General features: G+C 69.3%; 13 protein-coding genes and 2 pseudogenes. 6 read left to right on the plus strand and 9 right to left on the minus strand.

From position 1 onward, the window contains the following. Positions 1-67 precede the first annotated feature (67 nt). The gene (locus H1D24_RS35370; protein WP_181661826.1) at positions 68-1,465 is read left to right on the plus strand and encodes an APC family permease; all 1,398 of its coding nucleotides are present in this window, start codon (positions 68-70) and stop codon (positions 1,463-1,465) included. Positions 1,466-1,494: 29 nt separating this feature from the next. Here the strand turns inward: H1D24_RS35370 and H1D24_RS35375 are convergent, their stop codons facing one another. From H1D24_RS35375 to H1D24_RS35405, 8 genes are all read right to left on the minus strand, one after another. Continuing rightward, the gene (locus tag H1D24_RS35375; protein ID WP_181661827.1) at positions 1,495-2,655 is read right to left on the minus strand and encodes an LLM class flavin-dependent oxidoreductase; all 1,161 of its coding nucleotides are present in this window, start codon (positions 2,653-2,655) and stop codon (positions 1,495-1,497) included. A 37-nt stretch (positions 2,656-2,692) separates the two neighbouring features. Continuing rightward, entirely contained in the window at positions 2,693-3,928 is a 1,236-nt protein-coding gene (locus tag H1D24_RS35380; protein WP_181661828.1) for an SfnB family sulfur acquisition oxidoreductase, read from the minus strand. Then, positions 3,925-4,491, minus strand: coding sequence for an NADPH-dependent FMN reductase (gene ssuE, locus H1D24_RS35385; RefSeq protein WP_181661829.1), 567 nt, complete (start codon positions 4,489-4,491; stop codon positions 3,925-3,927). Before ssuE ends, H1D24_RS35380 begins: the two co-directional genes overlap by 4 nt. Positions 4,492-4,544: 53 nt before the next feature. Continuing rightward, positions 4,545-5,729, minus strand: a complete 1,185-nt coding sequence (gene sfnG / locus H1D24_RS35390) for a dimethylsulfone monooxygenase SfnG (protein WP_181661830.1) — start codon at positions 5,727-5,729, stop codon at positions 4,545-4,547. 309 nt (positions 5,730-6,038) lie between these two features. After that, positions 6,039-6,119: a putative leader peptide gene (locus H1D24_RS44250; RefSeq protein WP_351291306.1), complete on the minus strand. Its 81-nt coding sequence runs from the start codon at positions 6,117-6,119 to the stop codon at positions 6,039-6,041. A gap of 430 nt (positions 6,120-6,549) precedes the next feature. Further along, positions 6,550-7,335: an ABC transporter permease gene (locus tag H1D24_RS35395; protein ID WP_181661831.1), complete on the minus strand. Its 786-nt coding sequence runs from the start codon at positions 7,333-7,335 to the stop codon at positions 6,550-6,552. Continuing rightward, complete coding sequence (locus tag H1D24_RS35400; protein WP_181661832.1) at positions 7,332-8,108, minus strand: ABC-2 family transporter protein; 777 nt, start codon at positions 8,106-8,108, stop codon at positions 7,332-7,334. The genes H1D24_RS35395 and H1D24_RS35400 overlap by 4 nt, the downstream gene beginning before the upstream one ends. Further along, positions 8,105-9,085, minus strand: a complete 981-nt coding sequence (locus tag H1D24_RS35405; RefSeq protein ID WP_220137604.1) for an ABC transporter ATP-binding protein — start codon at positions 9,083-9,085, stop codon at positions 8,105-8,107. The genes H1D24_RS35400 and H1D24_RS35405 overlap by 4 nt, the downstream gene beginning before the upstream one ends. A gap of 62 nt (positions 9,086-9,147) precedes the next feature. Here H1D24_RS35405 and H1D24_RS43090 point away from each other — a divergent pair. The 5 genes and pseudogenes from H1D24_RS43090 to H1D24_RS35425 all read left to right on the plus strand — a co-directional run. Next, positions 9,148-9,303, plus strand: a pseudogene (locus H1D24_RS43090) (HTH domain-containing protein); the annotation flags it as partial. A 311-nt stretch (positions 9,304-9,614) separates the two neighbouring features. Beyond that, positions 9,615-9,692, plus strand: a pseudogene (locus H1D24_RS44445) (hypothetical protein); the annotation flags it as partial. 63 nt (positions 9,693-9,755) lie between these two features. Beyond that, positions 9,756-10,082 carry a helix-turn-helix transcriptional regulator gene (locus H1D24_RS43095; RefSeq protein ID WP_181661835.1) on the plus strand — a complete coding sequence of 109 codons (327 nt, stop codon included), beginning with the start codon at positions 9,756-9,758 and terminating at the stop codon, positions 10,080-10,082. A 698-nt stretch (positions 10,083-10,780) separates the two neighbouring features. Further along, positions 10,781-12,184, plus strand: a complete 1,404-nt coding sequence (locus H1D24_RS35420) for a sulfatase family protein (RefSeq protein WP_181661836.1) — start codon at positions 10,781-10,783, stop codon at positions 12,182-12,184. An 86-nt stretch (positions 12,185-12,270) separates the two neighbouring features. Further along, positions 12,271-13,233 carry a formylglycine-generating enzyme family protein gene (locus tag H1D24_RS35425; RefSeq protein ID WP_181661837.1) on the plus strand — a complete coding sequence of 321 codons (963 nt, stop codon included), beginning with the start codon at positions 12,271-12,273 and terminating at the stop codon, positions 13,231-13,233. Positions 13,234-13,258: 25 nt separating this feature from the next. Here H1D24_RS35425 and H1D24_RS35430 read toward each other — a convergent pair whose 3' ends face one another. Next, a complete protein-coding gene (locus H1D24_RS35430) occupies positions 13,259-14,386 on the minus strand; it encodes an MsnO8 family LLM class oxidoreductase (RefSeq protein WP_181661838.1) in 1,128 nt (375 codons plus the stop codon). Positions 14,387-14,395 lie beyond the last annotated feature (9 nt).

Genomic DNA, 14,395 nt, shown 5'->3' on the forward strand with positions numbered 1-14,395 from the left:
GAATTTAGCGCACACCGGCGTTTCTGCCGATGGCCGGTGAGGTGCGGCGCCCGCGAGGCTGATCGGCATGCAGAACGAAACGATCAGTCCCCCGCGGGGACGGCTCACCGCGGTCCAGGGCACCGCGCTCTACGTCGGCGCGGTACTCGGCACCGGTGTCATCGCGCTGCCCGCGCTCGCCGCCGAGGTCGCCGGGCCGGCCTCGCTGCTGGCCTGGCTCGGCCTCGTGGTCCTGTCCGCACCGCTCGCCGCGGCCTTCGCCGCCCTGGGCGCGCGCCACCCGGACGCGGGAGGAGTGTCGACGTACGCCCGGCTGGCGTTCGGCGAGCGGACCGCCGCCGTGGTCGGCTGGTGCTTCTACCTGGCGATACCTCCGGGCGCGACGGCCGCGGCCCTCTTCGGCGGGTCGTATGTCGCCGCGGCCGTCGGCGGTGGGACGGTGACCACGGCGGTGACGGGCGGCGCGCTGATGGCCACCGTCACCGTGATCAACATGGCGGGACTGCGGATGACCGGCCGCCTGCAGTCCGTGCTCTTCGGACTGCTCGTCACCCTGCTGACAGCCGCCGTCGTGCTGTCACTGCCGCACGCGAAGGCGGAGAACCTCGAGCCGTTCGCGCCGCACGGCTGGACGGCCGTCGGGCCCGCTGCGGTCCTTCTGGTGTTCAGCTTCGCCGGATGGGAGGCGATCACGCATATGGCCGGGGAATTCCGCGATCCGGCCCGCGATCTGCCGCGCGCCACGGCCTTCGCGGTCGTGATCGTGGGCGTGCTGTATCTGGCCGTGGCGTTCGCCGTGATCGCGGTGCTGGGCGGCGGCGCGGCCCGGTCCGACGCGCCGCTCGGGGATCTGATGGCCCGCGGCCTGGGCGGCGGCGCCCGTCCGCTCGCCGCGCTGGCCGCCGTGCTGCTCACCCTCGGCACCATGAACGCCTACTACGCCAGTGCGGCCAAGCTCGGCGCGGCCCTCGGCCGGGACGGCGTGCTCCCCCGCTGGTTCGCGCACGGCAGCCTGGCGGGCGAGACGCCCCGCCGCAGCCTCGGCTTCATCTCCGCGCTTGCGATGCTTGCCCTGCTCGCGGTGACGGTGACCGGTGTGGGCGCGCGGCCGGTGGTGCTGCTGTCGACGGGTTCCTTCGTCGCGGTGTACGCGATCGGCGTGGCCGCCGCGATCCGCCTGCTGCCACGACGCAGCGCCGGGCGCGCGGCGGCCTGGGCCGCGCTCGCCGCCGTGGCTCTGCTGCTGGCCCTGTCGGGCGTGTACCTGATCTGGCCTCTGCTGGTGACGGGCGCCGCCCTGCTGTCCCTACGTCTCCACCGCAACCGGCGACGCCCGGCCGCCCTTCCCGACACCGGCGCCGATCGCGTACAGGTGGCCGAGCCCTGCTCGACAACAGCAGGTGGAGCTGTGAGAGGGGCGGCCCGGCCCGTACCTGGCGGGGCGGGCAAGGGTCCGCAGGCATGACGCAGCCCCCGGGGTGCTGTGCCTGGGGGTCAGCGCGGACTCGCGGCGGCCGCAAAGGGCACCTGCGCGGCAGGCTGGGCGTCGCCGCTGCGACTCGGGTGGGACCACAGGCCCTGCGCCGCGAGCTTCGGCAGGACGCCCTCGCCGAACCAGTACGCCTCCTCGAGGTGCGGGTAGCCGGACAGCACGAACTCGTCGATGCCGAGCCGGTGGTATTCGGCGATCCGCTCGGCGACCTCGGTGTGGCTGCCGACGAGTGCTGTGCCCGCGCCACCGCGGACTAGGCCGATACCGGCCCACAGGTTGGGGTAGATCTCGAGGCCGTCCCGGCTGCCGCCGTGCAGCGCGAGCATGCGCCGCTGGCCCTCGGACTCACTGCGGGCGAGGCCGCTCTGGACGTTCCGTACGGTCTCGGGGTCGAAGGCGTCAAGGAGCCGCTGCGCCTCGGCCCAGGCCTGCTCGGTGGTGTCGCGGGTGATGACGTGGAGGCGGATGCCGAAGCGGATGGTGCGGCCCTCCTTCTCCGCCAGCGCCCGGATCCAGGCGATCTTCTCGGCGACGGCGGCGGGCGGCTCGCCCCAGGTGAGGTAGACGTCCACGTAGCGGGCCGCGACCTCGCCCGCGATGGGCGAGGAGCCGCCGAAGTAGATCTCCGGCAGCGGGTCGGGCACCCGGGCCAGCCTCGCGTCCTCGACCTTCAGGTGCTTGCCCGCGAAGTCCACGGTCTCGCCGGTCCACAGCGCCCTGACGATCGCCAGGAACTCGTCCGTACGCTCATAGCGGGCGTTCTTGTCGAGGAAGTCTCCGTAGGCGCGCTGCTCGTGGCTCTCGCCGCCGGTGACCACGTTGAGCAGCAGCCGCCCGCCGGTCTGCCGCTGGTAGGTGGATGCCATCTGAGCGGCGAGGGTGGGCGAGACGAAGCCGGGCCGGAAGGCGACCAGGAACTTCAGCCGTTCCGTCTGCTGGCTGACCATGGCGGTGGTGAGCCAGGCGTCCTCGCACCAGGCACCGGTCGGCGTCAGCGCGCCCGTAAAACCCAGGTCCTCGGCGGCGCGGGCGATCTGGGTGAGGTAGCCGACGGTCGGCGGCCGGTCGCCGCCGGCCGCGGTGACCGGGGTGCCGTGGCCGCCGCCGACGACATGGCGGCTGTCGCCGTTGGTGGGCAGGAACCAGTGGAAGGTGAGGCTCACCGGAGTACGCCTTTCGCTCGCGGAAGATGTGGGGGTGTCAGAGAAGGCCGTGACGTGGCGGCCTCGTCCCGTTGAGGACGTAGCGGCCGACGTGCTGGACCTTCCAGCGGGTCGGGTCGTGCAGGGTGTGGGTGCGGGCGTCCCGCCAGTGGCGGTGCAGATCCAGCGCGTTGAGCGCGGACCGGGTGCCGGAGACCTCGAAGAGAGCGCTCCCGACATCGACGGCCGCGTGCGCCGCCGTCACCTTCGCCGCCGCCACCGCGATCGACGCCTCGGCCGCCGTGTCGTCGGTGAGGTCGGCACGGGCCGCGTCCACGGACCGCGCGGCCGCGGACAGCAGCGCCTCGGCGGCCCGTACCTGGATCGCCAGCTCACCGAACCGTTGGATCAGCAGGGGATCCTCGGCGGCCGTCTCGAAACCGCTCTCAAACCAGGGGCGGCTCTTCGTACGGACGAACTCCACGGCCTCGGCCAGCGCACCGGAAGCGATCCCGGCGTCGATGGCCGCGTGCAGCAACTGGGCGATCGCGCCATGGAGTTGAGGCCCCTGGAAGGTGAGGTGGTGCGGCACGATCCGGTCGGCGGGGACGTGCACCGCGTCCAGGCGGACGGTGCCACTGGCCGTGGTGCGCTGTCCCATGCCGTCCCAGTCGTCCACCACCGTCACACCGGGCGCGTTGCGCGGCACGTAGGCGACGTGAAGGTTGTCGTCCTCCGCGCGGGCCAGCACGGGGATCCAGTCGGCGAACAGGGCTCCGGTGGAGTAGTGCTTGACGCCCGTCAGCACGTACGAGCCGTCGCCGTCGGCCCCTCGCCCCGACACCAGACGGCTGCGGATGTCCTGAACGTGCTTGGTGCCGGCCTCGGACTGCGCATTGCCGAAGCGTTTCCCCGACAGCACCTCCCCGAAGAAGAACTCCTGCTGCTGCCTGGTGCCCTGACGGCGCAGCACGTTGACGTAGACGAAGTGGCTCTGCGGGATCTGGGCGATGCTCGCGTCGGCGGCGGCCAGCAGCCTGAAGATCTCGGCCAGCGTCTCCTGGCGTACGTCCGCGCCGCCGAACATGGCGGGCACCGTCACAGCGAGCAGTCCGGATGCGGACAACCGGTCGAGTTCCGCGCGCGGCAGCCGGCGCTGCGCGTCGCGTTCGGCGGCGTCCTTGCGGAACTGCGCGGCCAGATCGGCGGCGACGGCGAGAGCTTCGTCGTCGTCGCCGATCACGGCTGCGGTCGGGCGCGCGGTGGCCGTCCCATTGGTGGGCTCGGCGCTCATCCGGCGGCCGCCAGCAGGGACGTACGCGACGGGCGGCCGCCGAGGACGACGGAGAAGCGGTCCACGACCTGCTCCAGGGCCTCGGCCGAGCCCGGGGCGATGGTCAGGGAGCCGTCGTCGCCGACCGTGATGTCCTTGTCGAGCGTGAACCAGCCCTGGACGATATGCCCGGCGCCCATGGAGTTGAGCACGGGCCGCAGCGCGTAGTCGATAGCCAGGACGTGGGCCGTCGTACCACCGGTGGCCAGCGGCAGGACGGTCTTGCCCTCCAGGGCGTACTGCGGGAGCAGGTCCAGCAGGGACTTCAGCAGGCCGGAGTAGGCGGCCTTGTAGACGGGGGTACCGACCACGACTCCGTCGGCCTGGGCGAAGAGAGCGGTGGTCTCGACGATCGCGGGGTGCTTGAAGTCGGCGCCGAGCAGCGCCTCTGCGGGCAGCGTGCGGACGTCCAGCGGGATCACCTCATGTCCCTGGGCTGTGAGCCGGGCATCCAGGTGGCGCAGCAGACGGGCTGTGCGGGAGGTTGCGGAGGGGCTGCCGGAGACGGAGAGGATGGTGGCCATGAGGGTTTCCTTCGGGTTGAGGCGTGTATGCCGACGCTGTGTGTGACCAGCCGTCAGGTAGTCACCGGCACGGACTCGCGGGCCGTATCGGACTCGGTGGCCGTATCGGACTCGGGCAGCTCGGCCTCCAGTTCGCGAACGAGAGGCAGTACGCGCTTGCCGAAGTACTCGACCTCCTCCAGGTAGTGCAGGAAGCCGAGGAGGAAGAGGTCGACACCGAGCCGCTTGTAGGCGACGATCCGCTCGGCGATCTGCTCCGGGGTGCCGATCAGGCCCGTACGGAAGCCGTCGTTGTACTGGACGAGGTCTTCGAAGCTGGAGTCCTGCCACATGCCCTTGCCGTCGGAGGTGGACCGGCCGGCCTGCTTGACGGCTGCTCCGAAGCCGTGGACGGCCTCGGTGTCGGCCTTGGCAACGATCTCGCGGAGCGTCTCGCGGGCCTCGGCCTCGGTGTCGCGGGCGATGAGGAAGCCGTTGAGGCCGAACTTCGGTGCCGGGCGACCCGCTTGGGCCGCCGAGGCTCGGACGTCGTTGATCTGCTCGGTGACGCCGTCGAAGTCCTTGCCGTTGCTGAAGTACCAGTCGGAGACCCGGCCGGCCATGGCGCGTGCGGCGGTGGAGTTGCCGCCCTGGAAGATCTCCGGGTGGGCGCGTCCCGGCACCTCGACGGGCTTGGGCTTCAGGGAGAAGTCGCGGATGCGGTAGAAGTCCCCGGCCAGTTCCGCGTGGTCCTCGGTCCAGATGGCGCGCAGTGCGCGGATGAATTCCTCGGAGCGCCGGTACCGCTCGTCGTGCTCCAGCCAGGGCTCACCGAGGGCGGTGAACTCCCCCTTGAACCAGCCGCTGACGACGTTGACGGCGAACCGGCCGCCGGACAGCTGGTCTGCGGTGGCACCCAGCTTGGCCAGCACGCCGGGGTGCCACAGGCCGGGATGTACGGCGGCGATGACCTTCAGGCGTTGCGTTGCCAGCAGCAGGGCGAGGCTGAAGCTGGTGGACTCGTGCTGGTACTCGGCGCCGTAGCTGGCCATGTAGCGGACCTGGCTGAGAGCGTAGTCGAAGCCGTTGTTCTCGGCGAGCACGGCCAGTTCGCGGTTGTATTCGTAGCCCCAGTCGGTGCGCTGCTCGATCTTGCTGGTGACCAGGCCACCGCTGACGTTCGGCACCCAGTAGGCGAAGCGGACGGGACCGGCGCCGGGCCCTGCGGGCTCTGCGGGCGGTATGGACGGTGCGGGCATCGAAGAACTCCCGGTACGTGAAGGCGGTGCGGGCAGGCCGAATCAGCCTGCGCGGCCGTGCGAAGTGATCTGAGTTTCCGTACGCCGACGAAGCGACTTGGTCGATGCAGTCAATCGACGTCGATGGACCGCGAGCGATGCAGATGCGTTGCGCTACGGCAGCGAGCGGGGGAATCGAAGATTCACGGCGCGGAAATCAACCGCGACCGAATTCATGAAGGCGGACGGCACTGCGGCCCGTGCGATCGATCGACGGCTTGACAGGCGTCCGGCAAATGCAGCGAGTTGGAGGGTTTCCCTCAGGTCCGCTCAGGCCCGACAGCAACAGAAGGCACTGGAAACACGCGCAAGGTCGACGTGCCGTCGCCGCGTGAGGTCCTGTCGCTTCATGTCACCGATCCAACCAGTGGGAAGTCCAGCCGGTCAAGAAGGCCCTGATGTGATTCCACATCCCGGACACGGGTGCTGTGCTGCGGAAATACCGTGCACCCGTAGGCGAGATTACCGGCCATGCCTGCCGGGCGACGAGTCGGTATTCACGAGGTCGTGATAGGGATGCCCTTGAACTCGGCCGTCGCCCGACCCCCTTGGGGCGGCCTGGCAACCATGGTTGCCTGCCACTCCGAGAAGAAACAGGCAGTGGCGACCTACGAGAACGATCCCCGTTCGACCTGGACGAGGGCATGCGCCACCAGGTCTTCCTCACCGACACGGCACCCGGCCCGAGCGTCGGGCTCAAACCATGCCCGTCCCGCGACCGGCAACCGACACTTCGCCTTCGTCGTGGGCATTGTGCTGGTTCGCCGGCCCCGAGCAACGGTCATGAAGTGGCACCGGTGTAGCGACGCAAACCTGCGCTCCACGCAGTGACCGCCAGGAGCGCGGCGAAGCCGGCCGCCGCCACACCTCCGACCATCACTTCCCATCGAGGTCCGCGCAGCAGCGTGGCTGACGGGACCGAAGCGATCAAGGCCATGGGGAACACGTAGGTCAGCAACAGCCGAAGCGGGCGCGAGAAGATATCCGTCGGGTAGCGGCCGAGCTGCCAGGCAGAGTGGTAGAAGACATCGAGCTGCAACTTGGATGCCCAGAAGGCGAGGCAGGCCAGCAGCACGCTGAGCGCCCAGGTGACCACCAGTGCGGCCGCCACGAGCAGCAGCCAGCCAAGCAGTCCGGCGACGCTTGGCGGTCGCTCGGCCGACACGATCCCCCAGCCGAGTACCCCCAGACCCGGCACGAGCTGGATCAGTGCGAGGGGTGAGGACAGCGACAGGCTTGCCAGGAAGAGACTCGATGCCGGCTGCAACAGGTAGCCGTCGAGCTTGCCGTTGCGGACGCCGGTCTCGGGGAACCACGACAGGTTGGGATCGATGAATGTGCCCCTCAGCGCGGTGATCAACTGGTACGTGCCGATCAGAACGAGGGACTCGGCCTTCGACCAGCCTGCCAACGTGTCGGCCTGGGTGAAGACGAGCAGTACCGCGGCGACCGCCGTACCGAGACCCGCGAACGCCAGCAGCACATCGAAGACCAGGTTGATCCGGAAGGCGACGCTTCGGCGCAGCGACATCGAGAAGCTCGCACCGAGCAGGCGCAGCAGCTTCATGATCCCACCGCCGTGTAGCGCCGTACTCCTGCTCGCCAGACAGCCCAGACGGCGACCACGAACACCACCACCCAGAAGAGTTGATATCCCCATGCGGCGGCGATCGACCCGTCGTACGGATCACCGGCCGCGATCTCTGCCGGAAGACCGTTCATGCCCCAGAACGGCGACGCCCCCGCCAGACCTCGCCAGGGGTCCGGCAGCAGGCCGATCGGGGCCGCCGTGCCGCCCAACAGGAAGATCAGCTGGCTGCCGAAGCCGACGACGGCGTGCACGCGATCGGTCCAGAACGCGGCCATCGACAGCAGGAACGTCCAGAGGAAGACCAGCACGGCGGCCAGCGCGACGGAAGGAAGGCTCAGCAGAACCGGCCACCACCCGAAGCCGGCGCTGAGCGAGAATCCGGCCAGCAGGACCACGGGCGCGCCAAGGGCGGTCAGCCAAGCACGGATCGCCAGGTTCGTGCCGAGTACGCCGATCACCACCGGCTGCGGTCGCAGCAGTTCGTGGCTGATCGTTCCGTCGTAGATCCGTTCCGAGAAGGTGTGCTGCTCGAACGACTCGGTCATCAACGTCACCAGGATGATGGCGACGTAGTAGCGCCCGATCGCCGGATCATCCGGGTAGACCGCCGACCAGACGAAGAGCCCGTTCAACGGCGCGACGACGGCCTGGACGACGAGGGTCAGCAGGAACCACCACGAGCCGGACCATTCCAGCACCTCCTGTCGGAGACGGAACCCGAGCAACTGCACGGTCCTCGCGACGATCACCGCAGGCCCTCCCGGTACGCCCGGTCGATGACCTTCTCCAGCGGTGGCTCCTCGACGGCCAGATCCAGGACCTCGAGTGCCGTCAGCAACTGTGATGTCGTCCGGGCCACCTCGTCCCTCGGCACCCGGAGGACCCACAGTCCGTCCGAGGATTCCACCACCTCACCGAGCTCGTGGACGACGGCGTCACCATCACCACGCGCCGCGATGCGGATCAGCTTGTACGGCGACAGCCGCGCGGACAGTTCTGCAAGCGGCCCGTCGTACTCGACCCGCCCATGGTCGATCAGGATCAGCCGCGGGCACAGTGACGCGACATCGGCCATGTAGTGACTGGTCAACAGCACCGTGGCGCCGGTTTGTGCCACGTAGTCGGAGACGAACTCGCGCATCAGGGTGGCGGCGGTGACGTCAAGCCCTATGGTCGGCTCATCGAGGAAGAGCACCTCTGGCTGGTAGATCAGCGCCATCGCCAGCCCGACCCGCATCCGCTCGCCCAGGCTCAGGGCGCGCAGTTGCCTGTCCAGCAACGGCCCGAGTCGCAACAACTCTTCCAGTGTGGTCAGCGCCCGACCGAAGGCCGCGCGCGGGACGTCATACAAGAGTCGCTGGTACTCGAGGGAGTCCATCACGGTCAGCTCCTGCGAGCCGCCGACCGGTTGGCTGCCGCGAACGAAAGCGATGCGTTTGAGGAAGCCGGAACGGCGCTGCCACGGGACATTCGCCAGGACGCGAACCCGGCCGCTGCTCGGGTGCAGTATCCCGGACAGGATCTTCATCGTGGTGGTCTTGCCTGCGCCGTTCGGACCGATGAACCCCACCACCTCGCCCGGCTCGATCCTGAACGACACCTCGTCCAGCGCCTGCACCGCTCGATACTCGCGTCGTACCAGCGAACCCAATGCCGCGCGCAGCCCGCCGTCGCGGACCGGCACGCGGTAGGACATTGTCAGCTCGTCCACCTCGACACCAATCATGAGCCCGACCGTAGGAAGAAAAGACGCCATCTGGTGGCTTATTTTCCTGACATAGTCGGAGCATGCGTGCCGAACGGCTCCTCAGGCTGCTACTGCACCTGCAGACCCGCGGTCAGTCGACCGTGGACCAACTCGCGCAGCACCTGCAGGTCTCGCCGCGAACAGTCCAGCGCGACCTCGATGCCCTCAGCCTGGCCGGCGTACCGGTCTACTCGGTGCGCGGCCGAGGCGGCGGCTGGGCCCTGCTACCCGACTACCGGACCCGGCTCACAGGGCTCACGCCGTCCGAGGCGATGTCGGTGTTCATCGGAGCGACCGCGCACGTGCTCGCCGATCTGGGCATCGACGCGTCGAACGACCAGGCCATGACGAAGCTGATGACCGTGCTGCCCGAGGGCGTACGGCGTGACGCCGAGTTCGCGCGTCAACGACTCCTGATCGATCACGCCGGCTGGGACGACCGCCGCGAGGCAAACCCCGCTGGCTCGACCTCTGCCGGCAGGCGATCTGGGAGGAACGGCGGATCACGATCACCTACCGGGATCCGGCCGAACCGTTCGCCGTCGCGCCGCTCGGCCTGGTCGCCAAGGCCCGCACCTGGTACCTGGCCGCGGCCCGCCCGGACGGAGAGTTGCGCACCTATCGGTTGAGCCGGATCAGCTCGGCATCCTTGACCGGCGACGGGTTCAGCCGGCCGACGGACTTCGACCTGACCCGCTACTGGGCCGAGTCCCAACGGAGCTTCCGGGCGAGCAGGCCGTCGTACCCGATCGTCCTCCGCGTGCGCGACCACGCCCTACGGCGCTTCAAACCGACAGCCCCGATGGTCCCCGCCGACGACGACGGCTGGTGGATCGTGCACACAGATCTCGAGAACGCCCACGAGGCCTGCGCCGCCGTACTGGCCCAAGCCGGGGACGCCGTGGTCCTCGCCCCTCCGGAACTGGCGACCATGGTCCGCAGCGCCGCTCACGCGATCGCAGAATCACACCCGTGACCACACCGTGCTCAAGGCCGGCCGTGGTTACGGTCGCTGTTGAACGCCGCGTCCAGCCCTCCCGAGTGGACCCGAGGACGCCCGCCTCAGCGCCGACCGACGAGCCGCCAACTCTGCGATTTCCGGAATCCGTACCACGATCCGAGAATTCACCGAGCGGCATTGCCTTTACCTCACGGTAACTCGTATTGTCGGGGCCATGGCAGCACGAGACACTCTCGTCGGCCGCCGCCACGTCAATTTCGGTCGACTGGCCAGCGGTCTCTGTACAGCCGACTCGGCGTGACAGCCTCGGCCGACTGCCGTCCGACCAAGCGGTAATCCGGCACCTGAACGCCATATCGCCACCGGATCGTCCGGTGCTTCCTCATGCCCTCACCTGCGTCGTCTGCAGGCCTGTTGAGCAGGCCGGCACAGGCGTCGGCAAGCAGCTGCCGCTCCGGGGGAAGCGCGGCGGGGGCGCCCAGGAGACCGGCACACCGGATCCGGATTCTTCTCGAGTATTTCCGTCGATGCTCCGTATTCGCATGCGCAGACACCGTTCGTATTCGCATGCGCAGGCACCGTTCGTATTCGCATACGCAGGCATAGTTACGCGTTTCCGATACAGGCCTGCGCCGAATTTCGGAGTATTTCCATTCACGGCACCCCTGTGTCCACTTCGCGATACGCAGGGCGCCAAAACAGGAGTGAAATCGATGAGTCATTCGAGCCAACCGCAGGTCGGGCGGCGTAATTTCCTCGCGGGTGCCGCCGCGGTGGCCGCCTCCGCGGCCGTCCCCGGTGTCGCCGGGCTCGCGGCCGCCAATACGGCGGCAGCAGCCAGCCGTCCGAACATCCTGCTCATCGTCACCGACGATCAGCCGAAGAACACCGAATGGGCCCTGCAGAAGACCACCGCATGGCTGGCCGATCAGGGCGTGAAGTTCACCAACGGCCACGTCACCACACCGCTGTGCGCGCCCTCACGGTCGTCCGTCTTCTCGGGCCGCTACGCCCACAACCACGGTGTCCGCAACAACCAGGCCTCGTACAGCCTGGACCAGAGCACCACCGTTCAGCGCTACCTGAAGCAGGCGGGCTACCGCACCGGCCTGTTCGGCAAGTACCTCAACTCCTGGACGCTGTCCCAGAACCCGCCGCACTTCGAGGAGTTCGCGCTGCTGCAGCCGGGCTACGTCGACGCCCAGTGGAACGTCAACGGCACCGTTCAGACGATCAACGGCTACACCACCAACATCATCAAGAACCGGACCCTGAACTTCATCGACAAGGCCGCCACTGATTCCCGTCCCTGGTTCGCGTACGTCACGCCGTACGCCTCGCACGGCCCCCGTACGCCGGAGGCCAAGTACGCGGGCACGGCCGTGCCGGACTGGAACGGACGGCCCTCCGTGCCCGAGAACAACCGGGACGACAAGCCGGCGTACATCAGGAACGCGACCGGGACGCTGGCAGACGGCAAGACGATCCGCGCGGAGCAGTTGCGGACCCTGCTGTCGGTCGACGACGCGGTGCAGGCGTTCAAGGACAAGCTCCAGGCGCTCGGCCAGCTGGACAACACTCTCGTCATCTACATCGGTGACAACGGCTTCAGCTGGGCCGATCATGGCTGGACCAAGAAGTCGGTGCCCTACCGCCCGGCCCACGAGGTGCCGTTCTACCTGTCCTGGCCGGCCGGCGGCCTGGGCGCCGGGACCACCGACAACCGCATCGTCGCCAACATCGACATCGCCCCCACCATCCTCGACGCGGCCGGAATCACCCCGACCCACTCGGTGGACGGCAAGTCGCTGTTGTCCGGCTTCAACCGCGACCACCTGCTGGTGGAGTGGTGGGAGCAGGGCACCAACGCGGGCGGTCCGCCCACCTGGGCCTCATACGTCGCCAAGGACAAGCAGTACACCGAGTACTACGACCTCACCACCGACACCAACGGCAAGGTGACCGGCACCGGGCAGGTCAAGTTCCGGGAGTACTACGACCTCGCGGGCGACCCGTACCAGCTCACCAACAAACTGTACCAGGCGACGCCGAGCGACGAGCAGAACCTGGGCATCCCCGCGCTGGCCGCCCAGCTCGCGGCCGACCGCACCAGCTAGTCACCGGCTAGTCACCAGCTGGTCGACACACCGTCCGCCGCCCGCCCGGGCAACCGGGCGGGCGGCCCGATCCCTCAGGGAACGCCATGCCCTCCTGCTGCACCCCCGGCCACGGCCACGACCTGGTCGCTCTCACGATCACCCGGCCCCCTGCCCACGTCCGGAGTCCGGCAGCGCTCAGGGCCGAGAAGCAGCTCCTCAGTCTCTCCGGCGGCCGCTTCCTCATGGGCACCGACGTCCCGGACGGTTTTCCGGCGGACGGCGAGGGTCCGGTCCGGGAGGTGACTGTCGGGGCCTTCCGTATCGCGCCGACGACCGTGACGAACGCCCAGTTCGCCTCCTTCGTGAAGGACACGGGCTACGTCACGGAGGCGGAGGAATTCGGCTTCTCGTATGTCGTCGACGCCTTCCTCCCCGACCACGTGGCGAGGGCGTCGCAGGCCGTACCAGGAACTCCCTGGTGGCGAGCGGTGTCCGGCGCGAGCTGGCGCCGGCCGACAGGCCCCGGCTCGTCGTTCGCGGACCGGCAGAACCATCCCGTGGTCCATGTCTCCTGGAACGACGCACAGGCCTACTGCGTCTGGTCCGGGACCCGGCTGCCGACAGAGGCCGAGTGGGAGTACGCGGCCCGCGGCGGACTCGAGCAGGCCCGCTACCCCTGGGGTAACCAACTGGCCCCCGGTGGACGGGACATGTGCAACATCTGGCAGGGCGAATTCCCTGTCCGCAACACCGGGCCGCACGCCCGGACGGGCACGGCACCGGCCAAGTCGTACCGGCCCAACGGCTACGGCCTGTACAACACGGTGGGCAACGTCTGGGAATGGTGCGCCGACTGGTTCAGCCCCGACTTCCACCGGACCGGACCGCGCCAGGATCCGGTCGGCCCGGACACCGGCACCGCCCGCGTCATGCGCGGCGGCTCCCACATGTGCCACGACTCCTACTGCAACCGCTACCGCGTCGCCGCCCGCAGCTCCAACACGCCCGACAGCTCGACCGGCAACATCGGGTTCCGTGTGGCAGCGGACGCGGGGGACGGCCGCTGAAGCCCGTCGCCCGCGCCGACACCGCTCACCGCCGTCGCCACTCCTCCGCGAGCAGCTCGTACGACCGCACCCGGTCGGCGTGGTCGTGCGTGATGGTGGTGACGAGCAGCTCGTCGGCGCCGGTGGCTTCCTGGAGGCGTTCGAGGTGGTCGGCGACGCGCGCAGGAGACCCGACGAACTGGGTGTCGATGCGGTCCTGGACGAGGGCCCTGTCCTTGTCGGTCCAGGCGTGGGCGCGGGCCTCCTCCGGCGTGGGGAACTCGATGGCGCCCTCGGCGGTGCGGATGCTGCGGACCCAGGGACCGTAGCCGGCGGCGAGTTCGCGGGCGGTCTCGTCGTCCTCGGCGACGACGACGTCGGCGGAGACACTGACGTACGGCTTGTCGAGGACGTCGGACGGCTGGAACGCGGCGCGGTAGCCCTCCACCGCCTCCAGCACCGTGGCCGGACTGACGTGGTAGTTCGCGGCGAACCGCAGGCCGTTGCGGCCCGCGACCTGCGCGCTCTCACCGCCGCTGCTGCCCAGGATCCACACTTCGACGTCGGCGCCCTCACCCGGCACCGCGCGCGCCTCGATGCCGTCGGGCGACCGGTAGGTGCCCGCCAGCAGCGCGAGAATGTCGTCGATCTGCTCGCCGTACTCCTGCGACTCGGCGCCCGGCAGCTGGAGCAGCTTGCGCTGGAGGGCGAGCCGGGGTGAGCCGAGCAGGTGCTCGAATGAGAACTTCGGCGGGATCCTCAGCCCGTTGGGGGCGCGCCCGTCGACGACCGGTGTCGTGGTCGTCAGCGGGGTGGCCGACTGCCCGGGCGGACGGCCGCCTGAGCGGCCGAGGCCCAGGTCGAGGCGCCCGGGATGCAGCGCGTCGATCAGGCCGAACTCCTCGACGGTGGACAAGGCGGTGCGGTGACCGAGCTGCACGGCACCCGAGCCGAGCCGGATCGTCGACGTCGCGGAGGCGGTCAGGGCCAGGAGGACGGCGGGCGAGGTGCCGGCCACGCCCGGGTTGAGGTGGTGTTCGGCGAACCAGTAGCGGGCGTATCCGAACCGCTCTGTCTGCTGGGCCAGATCGATGGAGTTGCGCAGCGCCTCGGTGGCGGTGGAGCCGGACGATATCGGGACGAGATCGAGGACCCCGAGGGGGATGCTGGACACGGGCGGGGT

The organism is Streptomyces himalayensis subsp. himalayensis (genome assembly GCF_013778455.1).
In the GTDB taxonomy this organism is placed as follows: domain Bacteria; phylum Actinomycetota; class Actinomycetes; order Streptomycetales; family Streptomycetaceae; genus Streptomyces; species Streptomyces himalayensis.